Raw genomic sequence first — 21319 nt, 5'->3', positions numbered from 1 at the left:
GGCGTAGAATTTATAACTTCGAGAATGTCATAACAACGTCATCATACTGTGAGAATTTCCGAGCGTCTTTTCGTCTCCCCTCCTGACATTCCATTCTCGCTGCCGATGTCCATCCGCTACCCCTTATTGAATCGCGAGCTGGGCATTCTGGGTTTCAACGAGCGTGTGTTGGCACAAGCTGCCGACCCTGCCGTCCCTTTGCTCGAACGCCTGCGCTTCATCTGCATTACCAGTAGCAACCTCGACGAATTCTTCGAAGTCCGCATGGCCGGACTGCAGGAACAGATGCGCGACAACCCGGGCGCAATGTCACCTGATGGCATGTCGCTGCAGCACGTATACGACCTCGTGGTCGAGCGCGCGCAGAGGCTCGTGCATCGCCAGTACACCATGCTGCACGACACGGTGCTCACCGCGCTCGAAGCAGAAGGCATCTATTTTCACGGCACTGAAGCGTGGAACGAAGCGCAGACCGAATGGGCGCGCAACTACTTCTTCGACGAACTGCTGCCGGTGCTCACGCCGATCGGCCTCGATCCGGCTCACCCGTTTCCGCGCGTGCTCAACAAGAGCCTGAACTTCGTCGTCGAACTCGAAGGCAAAGATGCGTTCGGCCGCCAGGCGATGATGGGCATCGTGCAGGCGCCGCGTGCCTTGCCCCGGCTCGTGCGCATGCCGCAGGAGCTGTCGGGCTATCCGCATGGTTTCGTGCTGCTGAGTTCGTTGCTGCAGCGCTTTGTCGGCGAGCTGTTCCCGAATCTGGTGGTGCGGACCTGTAACCAGTTTCGCATCACACGCAATAGCGAACTGTTCGTCGACGAAGACGAAATCACCAATCTGCGTGTCGCGCTGCAGGGCGAACTGCCGGCACGCCATCTGGGCAATGCAGTGCGGCTCGAAGTATCGGCGGAGACGCCCTCGCATGTCGTGCGGCGCCTGCTCGACGAAAGCGGCCTGACCACCAAGGATTGCTATTTCGCCGACGGCCCCGTCAATCTGGTACGGCTGATGCAATTGCCGGAGATGGTGGACCGGCCCGACCTGAAATTCGTGCCGCATATTCCGGCGATTCCGCCGCAGATCGCCAACAGCACCAGCATGTTCGACGTGATCGATCAGGGCGACGTGCTGCTGCATCACCCTTATGAGAGCTTTCAGCCGGTGCTCGAGTTGCTGCTGCAGGCAGCTAAAGACCCGAACGTGATGGCCATCAAGCAGACCATCTATCGCACCGGCACCGACTCGCCGCTGATGGACGCGCTGATGCAAGCCGCGCGCAACGGCAAGGAAGTGACTGTGGTGGTCGAACTGCTCGCGCGCTTCGACGAAGAAACCAACATCAACTGGGCGTCGCAGCTTGAAGCGGTGGGTGCGCACGTCGTGTACGGCGTGGTAGGCCACAAGTGCCACGCGAAGATGATGCTGATCGTGCGGCGCGTCTCGTCGGGCGGCAAGACCACGCTCAAGCGTTACGTGCACCTGGGCACCGGCAACTATCACCCGCGGACCGCGCGTCTTTATACCGACTTCGCCCTGATGACCGCGGATCAGAAAATCTGCGAAGACGTGCACCACGTGTTCCAGCAACTGACCGGCATCGGTGGTGAACTGTCGCTGCACGAGTTGTGGCAGTCGCCGTTCACGCTGCATCCGAAACTGGTTGAATCGATTCGTGCGGAAGCCGAGCATGCGCGCGCCGGCAAGAAGGCGCGCATCGTCGCGAAAATGAACGCGCTGCTCGAACCGACCGTGATTGCCGAGCTGTACGAAGCGTCACAGGCAGGCGTGAAGATCGATCTGATCGTACGTGGCGTGTGTTCGTTGCAACCGGGTGTGCCGGGCCTGTCGGAGAACATCACGGTGCGCTCGATCGTCGGACGCTTTCTCGAGCATCACCGCATCTTCTACTTCTACGACGGCGGCAAGGAACAGGTGTATCTATCGAGCGCCGACTGGATGGACCGTAACTTCTTCCGGCGCGTTGAAGTGGCGTTTCCGGTCAACAACCGTCGCTTGAAGCGGCGTGTGATTGCCGAAGGCCTCTCGGCCTTTCTCGGCGACAACCAGTCCGCGTGGCTCATGCAAAGCGACGGCCACTATCGGCGCCGCCGGCCGGGCAAATCCTCGCGCAATGCCCAGATGAGCCTGCTGGGGAAATTCTGTTCGTGAGTTTGTGATGTCCTGATCGTGTTCGCGCGCCGCCGAAGCAAGCGGCGCTGCACATGAAAAAAGCCCGCCTTGTCTTGTTACAGGCGGGCATTTTTTCAGGCCAACGTTTTCAAACCGGCGCCGGTTGCCGACGCGCCGTGCGAAACACCGGGAAACGCACGGTGAACGTGCTGCCACGTCCCTCTTCGCTCTTCACGTCGAGCTGCGCATCGTGTCGTTGCAGCACATGCTTGACGATGGCGAGACCGAGGCCCGTCCCACCCGTATCGCGCGAGCGGCTGCGGTCAACGCGATAGAAACGCTCGGTCAGACGTGGAATGTCCGCGGCTGGAATCCCCAAGCCGCTGTCCGTGACCGAAAAAACCGCACAGCCGCCGTTGGCCTGCCAACTCACCCTGATCGCACCGCCATCCGGTGTATAGCGGATCGCATTGGTCACGAGGTTGCCCAACGCGCTGAGAATTTCCGTTTCCACGCCAGTGACGGTGAGCCCTTCGTCGGCGTCGAACACGATCTTGTGATGGTCGCTCGACAGGCTTTGCGCGTCGTCGCGCAGATGCCGCAGCACCGCGCGCATATCGATCATCTGATCGCTCGGCGGCTTGTTGTCGCCTTCTAGCTTCGCGAGCACCAGCAAGTCGTTGACGATATGCCGCATGCGCGAAGCCTGCTGCTCCATCAGTTCGAGGTAGCGCCCGCGCTCGGCTTCGCTCAACGGCAGTTCCCGCATCGTCTCGAGAAAACCCGACAATACGGTCAACGGTGTCTTCAATTCATGCGACACGTTAGCGACGAAGTCGCGCCGCATCGCGTCGGTACGCTCCAGCTCGGTGATGTCTTGCGACAGCACCAGCTTGCGATTCTCGCCATACGGAAACACCTGCACCGACAGCACGTTCTGGCGCTTCTCGCCCATGCCGCGCATGATCAGCATCTGTTCGTAGCGTTGCGAATTCAGATAGCGCACGAAATCGGGCTGACGCACGAGATGTGTGATGTGCTGGCGCAGATCGCGTTTCGCATCGAGTCCGAAATGGAGTTCGGAGATCGCGTTGCACCACTCGATCTGATCGTGATCGTCGAGCATCGCCACGCCGTTCGGCGACGCCTGGATCGCCTGGATGAAACGCGAATGCTGTTGTTCGACCTGACGCACCTGCGCATGCCAGCGCTTCGCAAGCTTATGCAGACGGTAGTAGATTTCGCCCCAGATGCCGGGGGCGCTCGGCACTTCGCCGTAGACCGGAGCGTCGAGCAGGCGCCACAAACGCTGCTTGTGGAAGGTGCTGAAGAAGCTCTGCGCGAGCAGCATGACGATCGCGAGGACCAGCCCTGCCTTGACGTTCACGAGTGCGCCGACCACCACGCACAGAACAGCCAGCAGCACGACCGACACGATGGAGCGCGCCCAGATGATGTTCATGTTCTAGCGATCGAAGAGAAAACCGTCCACGCCGGGATCTGAAATCGCGGCGCCTAACGTAACCGATGTGGCCTATGTGGTGTATGCGACATCTATAACGCGCGTGGCTCAAGCATCGCCACTCGCGCTACCGCGCAAAGTCAGGCGCTCTTCGCGAGCCGGTAGCCGCTGCCGCGTACCGTCTCAATCATAGCATCGCACCCGGCCGGCTTGAGTGCCGCGCGCAGACGCTTGATGTGCACATCCACCGTGCGCTCTTCGACGAACACGTGGTCGCCCCACACCTGATCGAGCAGTTGCGTGCGGCTGTGCACGCGCTCCGGGTGCGTCATGAAGAAGTGCAGCAGACGGAACTCGGTCGGGCCGAGATCGAGCTTGATCTCGCTGCCTTCGGCGTGCGCGGCGACGCGGTGCGTTGCCGGATCGAGCTTCAGACCGTTGATCGCCACCAGGTCTTCGGTCAACTGCGGCGCGCGGCGGCGCAACACCGCCTTGATGCGCGCCATCAGTTCTTTCGGCGAAAACGGTTTGGTGACGTAGTCGTCGGCGCCGATTTCGAGGCCGAGCACCTTGTCCTGCTCATCGCCACGTGCGGTCAGCATGATGATTGGAATGTGCTTGGTGCGCTCGTTGTTGCGCAGATCGCGAGCGAACGCGATGCCCGACTTGCCCGGCAACATCCAGTCGAGCAGCACGAGGTCGGGCAGTACGTCGCTGATCAGGTTCTGCGCCTGCTCCGCGTTGTACGCGCGAATCGGGCAGTGTCCGGCGTGTTGAAGATTCACCGAAATCAGTTCGGAAATGGCGGGCTCATCTTCAATGACGAGAATGCTGCTGGGCATCGGCACCTCTGATCCTTATAACTGATTAACTGAGTGCTTCGCGTTCGAGCGCGTCGCGCGACTTGTGCCGCACGTCGGTGCCCTTGACGATGTAGATGATGAATTCAGCGATGTTTTTCGCGTGGTCGCCGATCCGTTCGATCGCCTTGGCGATGAACAGAAAATCGAGACCCACCGAAATCGAACGCGGATCTTCAGTCATGTACGAAATCAGCTTGCGAACGAAAGCGCGGAATTCTTCGTCGATCGCCTTGTCGTCGCGCATGATCTGCGCGGCAGCGACCGTGTCCAGACGCGCAAAGGCGTCCAGCGCGCGGCGCAGGATCGACACCGCCATTTCGCCCGACAATTTGATCTCGGCGATATTGATGCTGCGCGAAGCGCCGTCTTCCATCAGACGCTTGGTGCGCTTGGCGATTTTTTCGGCTTCGTCGCCGGCGCGCTCGAGATTCGTGATGGTCTTCGAAATCGCGATCAGGAGGCGCAAGTCGCGCGCGGCCGGCTGACGGCGCGCGATGATGTTGCTGCACTCTTCGTCGATCTCGACTTCCATCGTGTTCAGACGGTCTTCAGCGGCGATCACCTGCTCGCACACATCGAGGTCGAAGTTGTTGAGCGCGATCATTGCGTTGACGATCTGCGACTCGACCAGGCCGCCCATTTCGAGCACCTTCGAGGAAACGAGGTTCAGGTCGGCGTCGAACTGGCTGGACAGATGTTTATCGGACATGTCGTACTCCGTTGTTTTGCGCGGCGGCTTAGCCGAAGCGGCCAGTGATGTAGTCCTCGGTTTCCTTGCGGACCGGCTTGATGAAGATCTTTTCGGTGTCGCCGAATTCGATCAGTTCACCGAGGTACATATAGGCAGTGTAGTCCGAACAGCGTGCGGCCTGTTGCATGTTGTGCGTCACGATTACAACCGTGTAATCGCTCTTCAATTCGGCGATCAGTTCTTCGATGCGGCCCGTGGAAATCGGGTCGAGCGCGGAACACGGCTCGTCGAGCAGCAGCACTTCAGGACGGATCGCGATACCGCGCGCGATACACAGACGCTGTTGCTGGCCGCCGGACAAACCGTAGCCGCTCTGGCCCAATTTATCCTTGACTTCGTTCCACAGCGCGGCCTTGGTCAACGCCCATTCCACGCGGTCGTCCATTTCCGAACGCGGCAGCGTTTCGAACATCTTCACACCGAACGCGATGTTGTCGTAGATCGACATCGGAAACGGCGTCGGCTTCTGGAACACCATGCCGATCCGCGCGCGCAGCAGCGAAATATCGCGCTTGGAGGTCAGCAGGTTTTCGCCGTCCATCAGGATCTCGCCTTCGGCGTGTTGCTCCGGATAGAGCGCGTACATCTTGTTGAGCGTGCGCAGCAAGGTGGACTTGCCGCAACCCGACGGGCCGATGAAGGCAGTGACCTTGCCTTCGGGAATCCGCAGATTGATGTTCTTCAGCGCGTGATACTTGCCGTAGAAGAAGTTCAGGTCGTTGATTTCGATCTTCGGACGCGACGGGGCTTGCGCCTGGCCGCTTTGGGCGGGATCGAAACCGGCCGGCGCCGTGGGACGCGTGCCCGGATTGAGTTGAGTTTCTGCCATATTCATCGGATTACACTCCGCCCTTACTTATTCGAAAAGATCGTGCGCGCGAGGATGTTCAATCCCAGTACCGCGAGCGTGATCAGGAAGACACCGGCCCACGCGAGCGATTGCCACTGCGCAAACGGGCTCATCGCGAACTTGTAGATCGTGACCGGCAGGTTCGCAACCGGCTGGTCCATGTTCCACGAGAAGAACTGGTTCGACAACGCGGTGAAGAGCAGCGGCGCCGTTTCACCGGCAATGCGCGCGACGCCGAGCAGCACGCCGGTGATAATGCCCGCGATCGAAGCTTTCAGCGTGATCGACATCACCATCTTCCACTTCGGCGTGCCGAGTGCGAAAGCGGCTTCGCGCAGCGCATTCGGCACCAGCTTCAGCATGTTCTCGGTGGTGCGGATCACGATCGGAATCTGCAGCAGCGCGAGCGCGAATACGCCGGCCCAACCGCTGAAGTGGCCCATCTTCGCCACGACGAGCGCGTAGACGAACAGACCGACGACGATCGACGGTGCCGACAACAGGATGTCGTTGATGAAGCGCGTGAGACTGGCGAGCCAGCCCTTCTGCCCGTATTCGGCGAGATACACGCCCGCCAGAATGCCGATCGGCGTGCCGACAAAAGTTGCGAGCGCAACCAGCATCACGCTGCCGACGATCGCGTTGGCGAGACCACCGCCATCGGTGTTCGGCGGCGGTGTGGATTGCGTGAACAATTCGACCGACAAGCCGCCGATGCCCAGGCGCAGCGTCGTATAAAGAATCCACACCAGCCACAGCAGGCCGAACGCCATGGCCGCGAGCGACAGCGTCAGCGCAACGGCATTCTTCGCGCGGCGGCGGCCTTGCAGACGCACGCGCATCGCTTCGAGCGCGACGGCGTCGTTCGAACCCGGCATATTCAAGGTGGGCTGGCTCATTTCGCGCCCTCCCCTTTTTCGAGGCGAAGCAGCATGACCTTCGAGATCGCCAGCACGATGAAAGTAATCACAAAGAGGATCAACCCGAGTTCCATCAGCGCCGACGTATGCAGGCCCGGATCCGCTTCCGCGAATTCGTTGGCGAGCGCCGAGGTAATACTGTTGCCCGGCGAAAACAGCGAGACGTTATCGAGCAGATTGGTGTTGCCGATCACGAACGTGACCGCCATGGTCTCGCCGAGCGCGCGGCCGAGGCCGAGCATCACGCCGCCGATCACGCCGCTCTTGGTGAAGGGCAGCACGATCTTCCACATCACTTCCCAGGTCGTGCAGCCGATGCCGTACGCCGATTCCTTCAACAGGACCGGCGTGACTTCGAACACGTCACGCATCACCGAAGCGATGTACGGAATGATCATGATCGCGAGAATCACGCCCGCGCAGAGAATGCCGATGCCGATCGGTGCGCCCTTAAACAACGCGCCGACGATAGGAATGCCGCTGAGGAGCGTGCCGAGCGGCTTTTCGAACCACGTAGCGAAGATCGGCGCGAACACCAGCAGACCCCACATGCCGTAGACGATCGACGGAATCGCGGCAAGCAGTTCGATGGCGACGCCGAGCGGACGGCGCAGCCACGCGGGCGCGAGTTCGGTCAGGAAAAGCGCGATGCCGAAGCTGACGGGCACCGCGATGATGAGTGCAATGAGCGAGGTCGCGATCGTGCCGTAAATAGGCACCAATGCGCCGAATTGCTTGCTAGGTGGATCCCAGTCGGCGGTCCATAGGAACGCGAGGCCGAACTGCTTGATCGACGGCAGGGACGCGACGATCAGCGAAACGATAATGCCGCCGAGCAGCAACAGGGTGACGATGGCGGAGAGACGGGCAAGGCCGCCGAAGATGACGTCGCCGGCGCGGCTGGGCGCTTTCTGCTGCGACGTGCTGCCGGGCGGTGTCGACTTCGCCGCGCCAGACGCTAATTGGATATCGGACATGAGAGCCTGATGGACCTGTTTCCAGTTGCCGTACGACACTTGTCGCGCGGCGGACAATGCTGGCTAATGCCGGGGTAACGCCATTGGCCGTCCTCGAATGAGGACGGCCAATGTATTGCCGCATGCTTACTGCATGCTGTGTCGCTTAGTTGCGGCGCCTAGCTGCGTCGCTTATTCAGCGATCGGCTTGCCCGCAGCGTCCTTCACCTTCGACTTCCACTGCGTGCGGATTTCCGACACAACCGAATCCGGCAGCGAGATGTAGTCCAGATCGTTCGCAGCCTGCGAGCCATTCTTGAACGCCCAGTCGAAGAACTTCAGCGTTTCGGTGCCTTGCGCCGGCTTGTCCTGCGCCGTGTGCAGCAGCACGAACGTTGCGCCGACGATCGGCCATGCGTTCTTGCCCGGCTCGTTCGTCAGGATCTGGTAGAACGACTTCGACCAGTCCGCGCCCGCTGCCGCTGCCTTGAACGTTTCCGTCTTCGGCTCGACCACCGTGCCCGACGAATTCTTCAGGCCGACATACGTCATCTTGTTCTGCTTCGCGTACGCCCATTCGACGTAGCCGATTGCGCCCGGCAGACGTTGCACGAAAGCTGCGACGCCGTCGTTGCCCTTGCCGCCCGTACCCGTCGGCCAGTTGACCGTCGAACCTTCACCAACCTTCGACTTCCAGTCAGCATTGACCTTCGACAGATAGTTCGTCCAGATGAAGCTGGTGCCCGAACCGTCGGCGCGGCGAACCACGGCGATGTCGGTATCCGGCAGCTTAGCCTTCGGGTTCAGCGCAACGATCGCCGGATCGTTCCACTTCTTGATCTTGCCCAGGTAGATGTCGCCGAGCACTTCGCCCGACAGCGTCAGTTCACCCGGCGTCACGCCCGGCACATTGACGACCGGCACCACGCCGCCGACAACCGTCGGGAACTGGAACAGGCCTTCCTTCGCGAGGTCTTCGTCCTTCAGCGGAGCGTCCGAACCAGCGAAGTCAACAGTCTTCGCGACGATCTGCTTCACGCCCCCCGACGAACCGATACCTTGATAGTTGACCTTGCCGCCACCCGACTTCTGGTAGGCATCGGCCCACTTCGTGTAGATCGGTGCTGCGAAGGTGCTGCCCGCGCCGGTGATGTCTGCGGCTTGCGCTGCGATCGCGAAAAGCGCGCCAGCGACGCCAGCGAACACGGTTTGCATCAATTTCATGAGACCTCCAAGGGGTGTGAGCGGTGTGAGCGAGTAACACGAACACCGCGAAGCTTAGGGTCTCTTTGTGACAGTAACGTGACTAACCGTGAAACGGATGTGACAGTGGGATTACTAAGGTGAAAGGCGCACGCGCGGACAAATCGCCGGTTTAGCGGCGTTGCGGGCGTCGTTTTACAGATTAGACGAAAAAAATGGGACGCGAACGTTTGCGTGTGGGGAGACGCGTATTGCAGAGGGGTGCGGCAGCGGGGACGCGCTCATGGTCGTCCCTCGCCGCCGTAGGCCAGGCGCGGTTTAGGCCGTGGCCAGCTTGACCGCGTTAGCGATCGCTTCGGAATGGCGAACCGCGTCGTCGACTTTTTCCGCCTCCACCATCACGCGCAGAACGGGCTCGGTGCCCGAGGCCCGAATCAGCACGCGGCCGCGGCCGTTCAGCGCTGCCTCGGCCGTGCTGATGGCGCGGCGGATCGCATCGCTGCCCTTCCAGTCCGCGCCGGGCTGCATCCGCACGTTGATCAGCTTCTGCGGAAACAGCGTCACACCGTGGAGCAGTTCGGCGAGCGTTTTGTCGCTGCGCTTCATCGCGGCCAGCACCAGCAGGGCCGACACGATGCCGTCGCCGGTCGAATGGCGGTCAAGGGAGAGAATATGGCCGGAGCCTTCCGCGCCCAGTTGCCAGCCGTGTTCACGCAACTGTTCGAGCACGTAACGGTCGCCCACCGCCGCACGGACGAACTTCACGCCGGCTTCCTGCAGCGCGACTTCGACCGCCATGTTGGTCATCAAGGTGCCGACCGCGCCTTCCACTTTACCGTCGGTCGCCATCCGGTCCTTGACCAGCACGTATAGCAACTCGTCGCCGTTATACAGGCGACCTGCCGCGTCCACGACCTGCAGCCGGTCAGCGTCGCCGTCGAGCGCGATGCCGAGGTCCGCGTGGTTCGCGCGCACCGCGCGCACCAGCGCGTCCGGCGCGGTCGCGCCGACGCCGTCGTTGATGTTGAAGCCGTTCGGCGCGACGCCGATCGGAATCACATCGGCGCCGAGTTCATGGAACACGTGCGGCGCGACGTCGTACGCGGCACCGTGCGCACAGTCGACCACCAGCTTCAGGCCGCGCAAGTCGAACGCTGCCGGGAAGGTGCTCTTGCAGAACTCGATATAGCGGCCGGCAGCGTCATCGAGGCGCCGCGCCTTGCCGAGTTGCTCGGAGGCCGCGCATGCGAGCGGCAGATCGAGTTGTTCTTCGATCTGCAATTCCACTTCGTCGGGCAGCTTGTTGCCGTCGGCGGAGAAGAATTTGATGCCGTTGTCGTAGTACGGGTTGTGCGACGCGCTAATCACGACGCCCGCGGCGAGCCGCAGTGCGCGCGTCAGATAGGCAATACCCGGGGTCGGCATTGGCCCGGCCAGCATGACGTCGACGCCCGCCGCGGAAAAGCCCGCTTCGAGCGCGGCTTCGAGCATATAGCCCGACACCCGTGTGTCTTTACCGATCAGCACCGTGGGCCGTGCGCCCGTTCTCGCCCAGCGGTCCGCGCCCGCGAGCACCTTGCCGGCAGCGTAGCCGAGCCGCAATACAAACTCCGGCGTAATCGGCCCTTCGCCGACCTTGCCCCGAATCCCATCCGTTCCGAAATAACGACGTGCCATGTTTTATGTTCCTCCTTGGCTTGCGGGTTCAGCCGCGCGCGCGGCTGTGATTCGCCGCGTCGCGCATGGCCGCCCATACTTTCAATGCATCCACTGTTTGCGCGACATCGTGCACGCGCAGAATTGCCGCACCGCGCCCGGCAGCACACACCGCTGCGGCGATGCTGCCCGCGACGCGCTCCGGCGCCGGGCGTCCGACAACCGCGCCGACCATCGACTTGCGCGACATGCCGGCGAGAATGGGGTACGGCGGCTCGGCCCGCGGCGCCGTGTCCGGCAGGTGCGCGAGCAGCGCGTAATTGTGTTCGATCACCGCTTTGCCGAAACCAAAGCCCGGGTCCACGCTGATGCGAGCACGAGCGATGCCCGCCCGCTTCAGGGTTGCCACCCGTTCTTCGAGAAACTGCCGCACCTCGCTCACCACGTCGTCATAGACGGGCTCACCGAGCTGCATGGTCTGCGGCTCGCCGAGCATATGCATCACACACAGACCGCATTCGCTGTCGCGTACGGCGTCGACCGCACCGGGCATCCGGAAGCCCCAGATATCGTTGATCAGGTCGGCGCCCGCGGTCAGTGCGTGACGCATCACTTCCGGCTTGTACGTATCGACCGACAACGGCACATTCGCGCCGCGCAGTTGTTCGACCAGCGGGATCACCCGCTCAAGTTCTTCGTCGAGCGGCACGGGCGGCGCACCCGGCCGGGTCGACTCGCCGCCGATGTCGATAATGTCCGCGCCGTCGAGCAGCATGCGCTCGGCCTGGCGCAGCGCGTCGCCGCGCATCGCGTACTGACCGCCATCGGAAAAAGAATCGGGCGTGACGTTCAGGATGCCCATGATCAACGGGCGTTCGAAGGTCAGCTTGAAGCGGCCGCATTGCAGCGGTTCGGGGAGGGGAAGAGAAGGGAATTCGACTTTCGACACGTAGCGGTCAATCACGTAAAACAAATAAATGCAAAACGGGCCGGTGTGAATCACACCGGCCCGCACTTTCTACTGGTCGCCGATCAGGCCGGCGCGGTCGCGCTGCCCGGCTTGACTTCGGTGCCCGGGCTGCCGCCCGACGAGGCGTCGCCAACCGACGGCGGCGAGCTCTTCGGCGAACGCGGCGGACGGCCTGCCATGATGTCGTTGATCTGATCGGCGTCGATCGTTTCCCACTCCATCAGCGCGGCGGTCATCGCTTCAACCTTGTCGCGGTTCTCGTCCAGCAGGCGCTTGGCGAGGTTGTACTGCTCGTCGAGCACGCGGCGGATTTCCGCGTCGACCTTTTGCTGCGTCGCTTCCGAAATGGTCCGCGTGAAGCCACGGCCAAACGGCGTTGCGTCGTTTTCGTCGTCGACGTAGACCATCGGTCCGAGTGCGTCGGTCATACCGAAGCGAGCCACCATGGCGCGGGCCGTAGCCGTTGCCTTGTTGAAGTCGTCCGACGCGCCGGTGCTGATCAGGTTCAGGAACAGCTCTTCCGCGACACGGCCACCGAACAGGATCGCGAGGCGATCCAGCAGGTAGTCCTTCGAATACGTTTCGTTGTCATGTTCCGGCAACTGCCACGTCACACCCAGCGCTCGGCCGCGCGGAATAATCGTGACCTTGTGCACCGGATCAGCCTTCGGCAACAGCTTGGCGATCACCGCGTGACCCGACTCGTGATACGCGGTGGCGCGCTTCGATTCTTCGCGAATCACGGCCGACTTGCGCTCCGGACCCATGAAGATCTTGTCCTTCGCGTCTTCGAAATCCGCCATCTCGACGATGCGCTTGCCGCGACGCGCAGCAAACAGCGCTGCTTCGTTGACCAGGTTCGCCAGATCGGCGCCCGAGAAGCCCGGCGTGCCGCGTGCGATCACCGCTGCGTCAACGTCGTTCGAAATCGGCACCTTGCGCAGGTGAACCTTCATGATGTGCTCGCGACCACGGATATCCGGCAGACCGACGTACACCTGACGGTCGAAACGGCCCGGGCGCAGCAGCGCCTTGTCGAGTACGTCCGAACGGTTCGTTGCAGCGATCACGATCACGCCCGAATTCGCTTCGAAGCCGTCCATCTCGACCAGCATCTGGTTCAAGGTCTGTTCGCGTTCGTCGTTGCCACCGCCCATGCCGGCGCCGCGATGACGGCCGACCGCATCGATTTCGTCGATGAACACGATACACGGCGCATGCTTCTTGGCCTGCTCGAACATGTCGCGCACACGAGCCGCACCGACACCCACAAACATTTCCACGAAGTCCGAACCCGAGATGCTGAAGAACGGCACCTTCGCCTCACCGGCGATAGCGCGCGCCAGCAACGTCTTACCCGTTCCCGGTGGGCCGACCAGCAGCACGCCGCGCGGAATGCGTCCGCCCAGCTTCTGGAATTTCTGTGGATCGCGCAGGAAGTCGACCAGTTCGGAGACTTCTTCCTTGGCTTCGTCGCAACCGGCGACGTCGGTGAAATTGATTGCGTTGTTGTTTTCGTCGATCAGACGTGCACGGGATTTACCGAACGAGAACGCACCGCCTTTCCCGCCGCCCTGCATCTGTCGCATCATGTAGAACCAGAAGCCGATGATCAGGATCGTTGGTCCGAGGTAGTACAGCGCGGACACCAGCGCATTCGGTTCGTCATCAGCCTTCCCGCTCACCTGAACGCCATACTTCATCAGATCGCCGACCATCCAGATGTCGCCGGGCGACACGATCTGGTACTTCTGGCCGTCTGCTGGAGTGACCGTGAGGTTCCGCCCCTGGACAATGACGTTCTTGACTTTGCCGTTCTTCGCGTCGTCCATGAACTGCGAATAGGAAACGCCTTCCTGGACACGGGGCTTGTCGAACTGCTTGAACACCGTAAACAGCACCAGTGCGATAACCAGCCACACTGCTGCTTTCGAAAACATATTGTTGTTCAAAGCACCACTCCTTCACTTAGACGGGCGCCTACATTTGCCTTGCGGCACCACGAAAGCATTCTAATCCAGTCCGCAGACCCCTGCCATAAGGTTTCACTACCACACAAATAGCGTAGCGGGCCATTTCAGCGCCAATTTCCGGTGCTGTAGGCACATTATCGGCAGATGCGGAACCTTCCTGCAGCGCACCTATGCGGGCCGCTTCAGATGCTTACCCAAAATAAACGTTTCTGACGATTTGTCCCGCGAGGCTTTCGGCTTGCGGGCCGCCACCACCTTGAACTGGCGCTTGAACTTTTCGACAATCTGGCTGTAACCGCTGCCATGAAAACATTTGACTAAAAGGGCGCCATCCGGCTTCAGGTGGTTTTGCGAAAATTCCATCGCGATATCGCACAGATGCTCGATTCGCGCGGCATCCGCGACCGCCACTCCCGACAGGTTGGGCGCCATATCCGAAATTACAAGATCAACCTGACGTTCCCCGACTAATTCTTCGAGTTGTTCGAGAACCGAGTCTTCGCGGAAGTCGCCCTGAATGAAATGGACGTCGGCGATCGGTTCCATCGGCAGCATGTCCAGCGCGATGATCGTGCCGTCGATGCCGCCCTCGCGCTCGGCGTCGCGCTGCGAGCCCTTGGCGAGCTTGTTGCGGGCGTACTGGCTCCAACTGCCCGGTACCGAGCCGAGGTCGACGATCACCTGGCCTGGCCGGATCAGCTTGTCCTGCTCGTCGATTTCCTTCAGCTTGTAGGCTGCACGGGCGCGATAGCCCTCCCGCTGCGCCATTTTGACGTACGGGTCGTTGATGTGATCATGCAACCACGCCGTGTTGAACTTGTTTTTTGCCATTAAAGGTGAACTCTTGCTGCGAAATGTGGCGCTTTAGGGGATAATACGCGGTTAATTCGCGCGGCCACCGCCAAAACTGGCAGTCATCCGCGATTCTGTTGTTCTGACGCGCCGCCCTGCGCTATTGGCCGAATCTCTCGGAAATGCAGGTGCCGCCATTTTAGTCGAGTCTCCCACTTTCCATGCCAGCCCTTAAAGTCTCTTCCGACCAACGCGCCGAGTTGCGCTCCCAGGCACATGCGCTCAAACCGGTCGTGCTCGTCGGCGCCGAAGGCTTGACCGACGCTGTGCTGTCGGAAATCAAGGTCCACCTTGGCGCGCATCAACTGATCAAGATCCGCGTGTTCGGCGACGAACGCGAAGAACGCATTGCCATCTACGAACAGATCTGCGACACGCTGAACGCCGCGCCGATCCAGCATATCGGCAAGCTGCTGGTGATCTGGAAGCCGGAAGCGGCAGTACAACCGGCTGTCAAGGCCAAGCGCGGCGCCCTGCCGAGCGCCCGCGAAGCGGCTGTCGAAGCCAAACCGGGTAAGGGCCGCGCACCGCGCGTGGTCACGGTGGTGAAGCCCAGCGAAATCCCGATGCGCAAGCCGAAGGCAAAAGCAGTCGTGGTGCGCGGCAATGAACGCGTCACGCAAGGCGGCAATATCAAGCGCGCCAAGAAGCGCCAGACCAGCGCGAAGCGCGCGCATCAGTCGTCGAAGTAAGCGAATGATGAGGGTGCGGGCGGCGTCCGCACCTTGGGGTGAACTGCTCAGGCGGCCTGGCTGATGCCTATTTGATGCCTATTTGATGCCCATTTGGGTAGCGCTGCAGGCAAACCCGCTCAAGCAAGGTAGAACCATACCACTCAACTGGTTACTTTCCCCGCAGCGCCGCGAGCGCCCTGCTCCGCGGTCACAATGCCGACGCTCGCCGGCAGCTTCCACACCAGCACCACACCCAGCAGGCTTTCGATCAGGTAAAACAGACTCGATACGCCGTGCAGGATGCCAAAGCGCGTCGCATAAGCCGAATGCCCGACATCACTGCCCGCTTCCAGCGCGGCAATGCGCATTGCATTCATGAACGGCTGCAGCGCAAAGTAACCCACCAGCACGCACACCAGCATGCCGACGATCAACCAGCGCAAACGACGATAAGCGTCGCTGCCCCGGCGCACCAGTACGTTCGCGAGACCCAGCAGCAAAATGCCGCACACCGCGCCCAGCACGCCCTCGATACGAAACAGTTGCGCCGCTACGGCGCCTGCCGTCATGCGATCGAGCGACGTGAACAACACCGGCGCGACGGCATAGCCGATAGTCAACAGACTACCGACCCACACCACCGTCAGCAGACGGAACAGCCGATGCGGCATCAAGGACACCGGGGCCACCTTCAAACGTAGCTAACCGCGATGATTTCGTACTCGCGCACGCCGCCCGGTGCCTGCACCGATGCAACGTCGCCTTCCGACTTGCCGATCAATGCGCGCGCGATCGGCGAGCTGATCGAGATCAGACCGTGGTCGATGTCCGCTTCATCGTCGCCGACGATCTGGTATTTGACCTTCGCACCCGAATCGAGGTCTTCGAGTTCGAGCGTCGCGCCGAACACCACACGCCCGTCCGCTTCGACCGCCGCCGGGTCGATCACCTGCGCCCCGGCCAGCTTCGATTCGATTTCGGCAATACGGCCTTCGATGAAGCCCTGCTTTTCCTTCGCCGCGTCGTATTCCGCGTTTTCCGACAGATCGCCCTGGGCACGCGCTTCCGCGATCGAATTGATCACGGAGGGACGCTCAACCGATTTCAGGCGCTGCAATTCATCGCGCAACATTTCCGCGCCGCGCTTAGTCAATGGAACAGTGCTCATAAACAACTCTATGCAAAAAACAGCCGTAAAAAAAATCACCGCGGTTAAGTGCATTCCGCGGGGGCCGGAGCACCGGGGGAAACCCGGGCCCAAAGCACCTGCGGAACGCCGCTTAACCGCGGCACTTACATCTTGGACAGGTATTCGAAGCCTTAGTTTAGGCGAGCGTGAAGACCTTGTAAATCATAGACTTCCAGGTCCTTCAAATAGCGCAAACCTTCAACCGCGGCCCGTGCACCGGACATCGTCGTGTAGTACGTGACCTTGTTCGCCTGCGCGCTCATGCGGATCGAACGCGAGTCGGCGATCGCGGCACGGGTTTCGTCGACGGTCGTGAAGACCAGCGCGATTTCACCGTTCTTGATCATGTCGACGATGTGCGGCCGGCCGTCCTTCACCTTGTTGACGACCTTGACCGGCACGCCGGCCGCTTCGATCGCGGCAGCCGTGCCCTTGGTCGCGACGATCGGGTAGCCGAGTTCGTGCAGCATGTGCGCCACTTCGACAGCCTTCGGCTTGTCGGCGTCCATCACGGTCAGGAGCACCGTGCCCGACTCCGGCAGACGCGAACCTGCCGCGAGCTGCGACTTGAACAGCGCTTCGCCGAACGTTTGACCCACGCCCATCACTTCACCGGTCGAACGCATTTCCGGTCCGAGCACCGGATCGACTGTCGGGAACTTGACGAACGGGAACACGGCTTCCTTCACGCTGAAGTACGGCGGATCGATTTCCTTCGTCACGCCCTGTTGCGCAAGCGTCTGGCCGACCATCGCACGCGCGGCGATCTTGGCGAGCGGCAGACTGGTCGCCTTCGAGACGTACGGCACCGTACGCGATGCTCGCGGGTTCACTTCGAGCACGTAGATCACGTCTTCTTTCGAACCATCCGCCTGCGGCACCTGCTGGATCGCGAATTGCACGTTCATCAGGCCGATCACGTTCAGCGCCTTGGCCATTGCGCCGGTCTGGCGCTTCAGCTCGGCAATGGTTTCCTTCGACAGCGAGTACGGCGGCAGCGAGCAAGCCGAGTCGCCCGAGTGGACGCCCGCCTGTTCGATGTGCTCCATCACGCCGCCGATGAACACGGCCTCGCCATCGGAGATGCAATCCACGTCGCATTCGATCGCGTCATTCAGGAAGCGGTCGAGCAGCACCGGCGAATCGTTCGACACCTTCACGGCCTCGCGCATGTAGCGTTCGAGATCGCGCGGCTCGTGGACGATTTCCATGGCGCGGCCACCCAGCACGTACGACGGACGCACCACCAGCGGATAACCGATTTCTTCAGCGAGCTTGAGCGCTTCGTCTTCAGCACGCGCGGTACGGTTCGGCGGTTGACGCAGGCCGAGGTCCTGCAGCAGCTTCTGGAAACGCTCGCGGTCTTCGGCGGCGTCGATCATGTCCGGCGACGTGCCGATGATCGGCACACCGTTCGCTTCGAGATCGAGTGCGAGCTTCAGCGGCGTTTGACCGCCGTATTGCACGATCACGCCGACCGGCTTTTCTTTGTCGACGATTTCGAGCACGTCTTCGAGCGTCAGCGATTCGAAGTACAGACGATCGGACGTGTCGTAGTCGGTCGAAACGGTTTCAGGGTTGCAGTTGACCATGATCGTTTCGTAGCCGTCTTCGCGCATGGCGAGCGCGGCGTGCACGCAGCAGTAGTCGAACTCGATACCCTGGCCGATCCGGTTGGGGCCACCACCCAGCACCATGATCTTCTTGTTGTTCGTCGGGTTCGCTTCGCACTCTTCCTCGTAGGTCGAGTACATGTAGGCGGTTTTCGTGGCGAACTCGGCTGCGCAGGTGTCGACGCGCTTGTAGACCGGGCGCACGTTCAACTCGATACGGCGCTGGCGCACTTCCGCCGGCTTCGCGCCGAGCAGCTTCGCCAAGCGGCGATCCGAGAAGCCGCTTTGCTTCAGATACTTGAGTTCTTCCTTCGAGAGGCTTGCCAGCGTACGGCCGGCCAGCGCCTTTTCCTTCAGAATGATCTGTTCGATCTGCGCGAGGAACCACGGGTCGATCGAGGTCTCTTCGAAGATTTCTTCTGCCATCATGCCGACACGGAACGCGTCGCCGACATACCAGATGCGATCCGGACCGGCTTCGCCGATCTCGCGGATGATCTCGTCGCGATTGACGGTCTTTTCGTCCAGGCCGTCCACGCCCACTTCGAGACCGCGCAGCGCCTTCTGGAACGACTCCTGGAAGGTGCGGCCAATCGCCATCACTTCGCCGACCGACTTCATCTGGGTAGTCAGGCGCGCATCGGCTTCGCGGAATTTCTCGAACGCGAAACGTGGGATCTTGGTGACGACGTAGTCAATCGTCGGTTCGAACGATGCCGGGGTTTGGCCGCCGGTGATTTCGTTCTTCAACTCGTCCAGCGTGTAGCCGACTGCCAGCTTCGCCGCGACCTTCGCGATCGGGAAGCCAGTCGCCTTCGAGGCCAGTGCCGACGAACGCGACACGCGTGGGTTCATTTCGATCACGATCATCCGGCCATCTTTCGGATTGATCGAGAACTGCACGTTCGAACCACCCGTATCCACACCGATCTCGCGCAGCACGGCGAGCGATGCGTTACGCAGGATCTGATATTCCTTGTCCGTGAGCGTTTGCGCCGGCGCGACGGTGATCGAGTCGCCGGTGTGGATGCCCATCGGATCCAGGTTTTCGATCGAGCAAACGATGATGCAGTTGTCCTTCTTGTCGCGGACCACTTCCATCTCGTACTCTTTCCAGCCGAGCAGCGATTCTTCGATCAGCAGTTCACGCGTAGGCGACAGGTCGAGACCGCGCTTGCAGATCTCTTCGAATTCGTCGCGGTTGTACGCGATACCGCCGCCCGAACCGCCCAACGTGAACGACGGACGGATCACGACCGGATAACCGCCGCTACCCGTTTGCGTTGCGATGTCGGCCTGAACCTGCAGTGCTTCTTCCATCGAATGCGCGGTGCCCGACTTGGCCGAACCGAGGCCGATCTTGGTCATCGCGTCTTTGAACTTCTGACGGTCTTCCGCCTTGTCGATCGCTTCCGGCGAGGCGCCGATCAGCTCGACCTTGTACTTGTCCAGCACGCCGTGCGCATGGAGATCCAGTGCGCAGTTCAGCGCGGTCTGGCCGCCCATCGTCGGCAGGATCGCGTCCGGGCGCTCCTTGGCGATGATGCGCTCCACCACTTCCCACGTGATCGGCTCGATGTAGGTGACGTCGGCCGTGTTCGGGTCGGTCATGATCGTCGCCGGATTGCTGTTGACGAGAATGACCTTGTAGCCTTCCTCACGCAGCGCCTTGCATGCCTGCGCGCCCGAGTAATCGAACTCGCACGCCTGGCCGATGATGATCGGACCCGCGCCGATGATGAGGATGCTTTTAATGTCTGTCCGCTTGGGCATAACGCTCTCGCTAATGTATTCCTGAATTCTTTCCGTCGGCGCGCTGCGTTGATACGTTGCGCGCGCTCTGTTGTGTGCGGCTCGCTGCGCTTGTGCGCCGAGGCGCTGTTCGCGCGGCGAGCCGTGCGCCACCTGGGCGCCTCGCACTCTGCTGCTTATGCCGCTGTTGCCTTGCCGGCCTTCTTCGTGTCCATCAACGCCGTGAAGCGATCGAACAGATAGGCGATGTCGTGCGGACCGGGCGACGCTTCCGGGTGGCCCTGGAAGCAGAACGCAGGCTTGTCGGTCAGCGCGAAGCCTTGCAGCGTGCCGTCGAACAGCGAGATGTGCGTGACCTTGGCATTGGCCGGCAGCGTGTCGGCGTCGACCGCGAAACCGTGGTTCTGCGACGTGATGACCACACGGCCGTCTTCGAGATCCTTTACCGGATGGTTCGCGCCGTGGTGGCCGGTCTTCATCTTCAGGGTCTTGGCGCCGAGCGCGAGGCCCATGATCTGGTGGCCGAGGCAGATGCCGAAGGTCGGGATGCCGCGTTCGATCAGCTCTTTAGTCGCAGCGATTGCGTAGTCGCACGGTTCCGGATCGCCGGGGCCGTTCGACAGGAACACGCCGTCCGGATTGAGCGCGAGCGCATCAGCCGCGGAAGCTTGCGCCGGCAGCACGGTAACGTGGCAGCCGCGCTCAGCCAGCATGCGCAGAATGTTGTACTTCACGCCGTAGTCAAACGCGACCACGCGGTACTTCGGTGCGTTCTGCGTGCCGTAGCCGGTGCCCAGACGCCATTCGGTCTGGGTCCATTCGTAGCTTTCCTTCGTCGACACGACCTTCGCGAGGTCCATGCCCGACAAACCCGGGAACGAGCGCGCGAGTTCGATTGCCTTCGCTTCGTCATCCGAACCGGCCAGAATGGCGCCGTTCTGCGCACCCTTGTCGCGCAACACGCGGGTCAGCATACGGGTGTCGAGACCGGCGATGGCGACCACGCCTTCGTCCTTCAGGTATTGCGGGAGCGTGCGCTCCATGCGGAAGTTCGACGCGAGAACCGGCAGATCGCGGATGATCAGGCCGGCGGCATGGACTTTCGTGGCTTCGACGTCTTCGGCATTCACGCCGACATTACCGATGTGCGGATACGTGAGGGTCACGATCTGGCGCGCGTAGCTCGGGTCGGTCAGGATTTCCTGATAACCGGTGATAGCGGTGTTGAACACGACTTCGCCGATCGTATGCCCGGGGGCGCCGATCGAGTAACCACGAAAGACCGTGCCGTCGGCGAGTGCGAGCAAAGCGGGAGAAAATGACGGCAACACGGGAGACTCCTTGGGGAACACCCTGTTGCCGACCTGTCTATCCGACTGCGAGCCGCAGCGAAACGCATCGGCAAGGATGCGCGCGCAGACTCGCTCGCGTACTGCTGGTGACGTCGCAAGGGGCGCGATGGGTCCATTGTGTGGACGGCTCGGCTGGGGTGCGGGGCGTCAAAA

At 61.4% G+C, this 21319-nt stretch carries 17 protein-coding genes; 2 read left to right on the top strand and 15 right to left on the bottom strand.

Annotated elements, in window-relative coordinates:
* Window positions 1-105: 105 nt before the first annotated feature.
* The gene (gene ppk1 / locus M0D67_RS18610; RefSeq protein ID WP_154565260.1) at window positions 106-2169 is read left to right on the top strand and encodes a polyphosphate kinase 1; all 2064 of its coding nucleotides are present in this window, start codon (window positions 106-108) and stop codon (window positions 2167-2169) included.
* 109 nt (window positions 2170-2278) lie between these two features.
* On the opposite strand, the gene phoR is transcribed toward ppk1, so the two are convergent.
* The 11 genes from phoR to M0D67_RS18555 form a co-directional block, all read right to left on the bottom strand.
* Window positions 2279-3592 (bottom strand): phosphate regulon sensor histidine kinase PhoR, encoded by a 1314-nt coding sequence (gene phoR / locus M0D67_RS18605; RefSeq protein ID WP_154565261.1) that lies wholly within the window; start codon window positions 3590-3592, stop codon window positions 2279-2281.
* A gap of 140 nt (window positions 3593-3732) precedes the next feature.
* Window positions 3733-4434 carry a phosphate regulon transcriptional regulator PhoB gene (gene phoB / locus M0D67_RS18600; protein ID WP_028199153.1) on the bottom strand — a complete coding sequence of 234 codons (702 nt, stop codon included), beginning with the start codon at window positions 4432-4434 and terminating at the stop codon, window positions 3733-3735.
* A 25-nt stretch (window positions 4435-4459) separates the two neighbouring features.
* Window positions 4460-5164 (bottom strand): phosphate signaling complex protein PhoU, encoded by a 705-nt coding sequence (phoU, locus tag M0D67_RS18595; protein WP_054036271.1) that lies wholly within the window; start codon window positions 5162-5164, stop codon window positions 4460-4462.
* 28 nt (window positions 5165-5192) lie between these two features.
* The gene (gene pstB / locus M0D67_RS18590; RefSeq protein ID WP_154565262.1) at window positions 5193-6041 is read right to left on the bottom strand and encodes a phosphate ABC transporter ATP-binding protein PstB; all 849 of its coding nucleotides are present in this window, start codon (window positions 6039-6041) and stop codon (window positions 5193-5195) included.
* Between the two features lie 17 nt (window positions 6042-6058).
* Window positions 6059-6955, bottom strand: a complete 897-nt coding sequence (pstA, locus tag M0D67_RS18585; protein ID WP_154565263.1) for a phosphate ABC transporter permease PstA — start codon at window positions 6953-6955, stop codon at window positions 6059-6061.
* On the bottom strand, window positions 6952-7953 hold the full coding sequence (gene pstC, locus M0D67_RS18580) for a phosphate ABC transporter permease PstC (protein ID WP_154565264.1): 1002 nt from the start codon (window positions 7951-7953) through the stop codon (window positions 6952-6954). Before pstC ends, pstA begins: the two co-directional genes overlap by 4 nt.
* Window positions 7954-8124: 171 nt before the next feature.
* A complete protein-coding gene (gene pstS / locus M0D67_RS18575) occupies window positions 8125-9156 on the bottom strand; it encodes a phosphate ABC transporter substrate-binding protein PstS (RefSeq protein ID WP_154565265.1) in 1032 nt (343 codons plus the stop codon).
* A gap of 297 nt (window positions 9157-9453) precedes the next feature.
* Window positions 9454-10812 carry a phosphoglucosamine mutase gene (glmM, locus tag M0D67_RS18570; protein WP_154565266.1) on the bottom strand — a complete coding sequence of 453 codons (1359 nt, stop codon included), beginning with the start codon at window positions 10810-10812 and terminating at the stop codon, window positions 9454-9456.
* 28 nt (window positions 10813-10840) lie between these two features.
* Window positions 10841-11740: a dihydropteroate synthase gene (folP, locus tag M0D67_RS18565; RefSeq protein WP_171925339.1), complete on the bottom strand. Its 900-nt coding sequence runs from the start codon at window positions 11738-11740 to the stop codon at window positions 10841-10843.
* Window positions 11741-11823: 83 nt separating this feature from the next.
* On the bottom strand, window positions 11824-13713 hold the full coding sequence (gene ftsH, locus M0D67_RS18560; protein ID WP_074282683.1) for an ATP-dependent zinc metalloprotease FtsH: 1890 nt from the start codon (window positions 13711-13713) through the stop codon (window positions 11824-11826).
* Window positions 13714-13902: 189 nt separating this feature from the next.
* Complete coding sequence (locus tag M0D67_RS18555) at window positions 13903-14565, bottom strand: RlmE family RNA methyltransferase (RefSeq protein ID WP_054036258.1); 663 nt, start codon at window positions 14563-14565, stop codon at window positions 13903-13905.
* A 182-nt stretch (window positions 14566-14747) separates the two neighbouring features.
* On the opposite strand from M0D67_RS18555, the gene M0D67_RS18550 reads away from it, so the two are divergent.
* Window positions 14748-15278, top strand: coding sequence for a YhbY family RNA-binding protein (locus M0D67_RS18550; protein WP_093640370.1), 531 nt, complete (start codon window positions 14748-14750; stop codon window positions 15276-15278).
* A gap of 143 nt (window positions 15279-15421) precedes the next feature.
* On the opposite strand, the gene M0D67_RS18545 is transcribed toward M0D67_RS18550, so the two are convergent.
* The 4 genes from M0D67_RS18545 to carA form a co-directional block, all read right to left on the bottom strand.
* The gene (locus tag M0D67_RS18545) at window positions 15422-15931 is read right to left on the bottom strand and encodes a DUF4149 domain-containing protein (RefSeq protein WP_154565268.1); all 510 of its coding nucleotides are present in this window, start codon (window positions 15929-15931) and stop codon (window positions 15422-15424) included.
* A gap of 20 nt (window positions 15932-15951) precedes the next feature.
* The gene (greA, locus tag M0D67_RS18540; RefSeq protein ID WP_054036257.1) at window positions 15952-16428 is read right to left on the bottom strand and encodes a transcription elongation factor GreA; all 477 of its coding nucleotides are present in this window, start codon (window positions 16426-16428) and stop codon (window positions 15952-15954) included.
* Window positions 16429-16580: 152 nt separating this feature from the next.
* Window positions 16581-19835: a carbamoyl-phosphate synthase large subunit gene (gene carB, locus M0D67_RS18535; RefSeq protein ID WP_266239346.1), complete on the bottom strand. Its 3255-nt coding sequence runs from the start codon at window positions 19833-19835 to the stop codon at window positions 16581-16583.
* 155 nt (window positions 19836-19990) lie between these two features.
* Entirely contained in the window at window positions 19991-21145 is a 1155-nt protein-coding gene (gene carA, locus M0D67_RS18530; RefSeq protein WP_054036255.1) for a glutamine-hydrolyzing carbamoyl-phosphate synthase small subunit, read from the bottom strand.
* Window positions 21146-21319: the final 174 nt, after the last annotated feature.

Origin of the sequence: Paraburkholderia sp. SECH4, from assembly GCF_030511745.1 — a bacterium.
In the GTDB taxonomy this organism is placed as follows: domain Bacteria; phylum Pseudomonadota; class Gammaproteobacteria; order Burkholderiales; family Burkholderiaceae; genus Paraburkholderia; species Paraburkholderia madseniana.
The sequence above is the reverse complement of the archived record's forward strand: the minus strand, read 5'-3'. Positions and strand labels throughout refer to the sequence as shown.

What these genes read in the sequence shown, in the direction of transcription:
- ppk1 (WP_154565260.1), top strand. Translation starts at nt 106, where the DNA reads ATGTCCATCCGCTACCCCTTATTGAATCGCGAGCTGGGCATTCTGGGT.
- phoR (WP_154565261.1), bottom strand. Translation starts at nt 3,592, where the DNA reads ATGAACATCATCTGGGCGCGCTCCATCGTGTCGGTCGTGCTGCTGGCT.
- phoB (WP_028199153.1), bottom strand. Translation starts at nt 4,434, where the DNA reads ATGCCCAGCAGCATTCTCGTCATTGAAGATGAGCCCGCCATTTCCGAA.
- phoU (WP_054036271.1), bottom strand. Translation starts at nt 5,164, where the DNA reads ATGTCCGATAAACATCTGTCCAGCCAGTTCGACGCCGACCTGAACCTC.
- pstB (WP_154565262.1), bottom strand. Translation starts at nt 6,041, where the DNA reads ATGAATATGGCAGAAACTCAACTCAATCCGGGCACGCGTCCCACGGCG.
- pstA (WP_154565263.1), bottom strand. Translation starts at nt 6,955, where the DNA reads ATGAGCCAGCCCACCTTGAATATGCCGGGTTCGAACGACGCCGTCGCG.
- pstC (WP_154565264.1), bottom strand. Translation starts at nt 7,953, where the DNA reads ATGTCCGATATCCAATTAGCGTCTGGCGCGGCGAAGTCGACACCGCCC.
- pstS (WP_154565265.1), bottom strand. Translation starts at nt 9,156, where the DNA reads ATGAAATTGATGCAAACCGTGTTCGCTGGCGTCGCTGGCGCGCTTTTC.
- glmM (WP_154565266.1), bottom strand. Translation starts at nt 10,812, where the DNA reads ATGGCACGTCGTTATTTCGGAACGGATGGGATTCGGGGCAAGGTCGGC.
- M0D67_RS18555 (WP_054036258.1), bottom strand. Translation starts at nt 14,565, where the DNA reads ATGGCAAAAAACAAGTTCAACACGGCGTGGTTGCATGATCACATCAAC.
- M0D67_RS18550 (WP_093640370.1), top strand. Translation starts at nt 14,748, where the DNA reads ATGCCAGCCCTTAAAGTCTCTTCCGACCAACGCGCCGAGTTGCGCTCC.
- M0D67_RS18545 (WP_154565268.1), bottom strand. Translation starts at nt 15,931, where the DNA reads ATGCCGCATCGGCTGTTCCGTCTGCTGACGGTGGTGTGGGTCGGTAGT.
- greA (WP_054036257.1), bottom strand. Translation starts at nt 16,428, where the DNA reads ATGAGCACTGTTCCATTGACTAAGCGCGGCGCGGAAATGTTGCGCGAT.
- carB (WP_266239346.1), bottom strand. Translation starts at nt 19,835, where the DNA reads ATGCCCAAGCGGACAGACATTAAAAGCATCCTCATCATCGGCGCGGGT.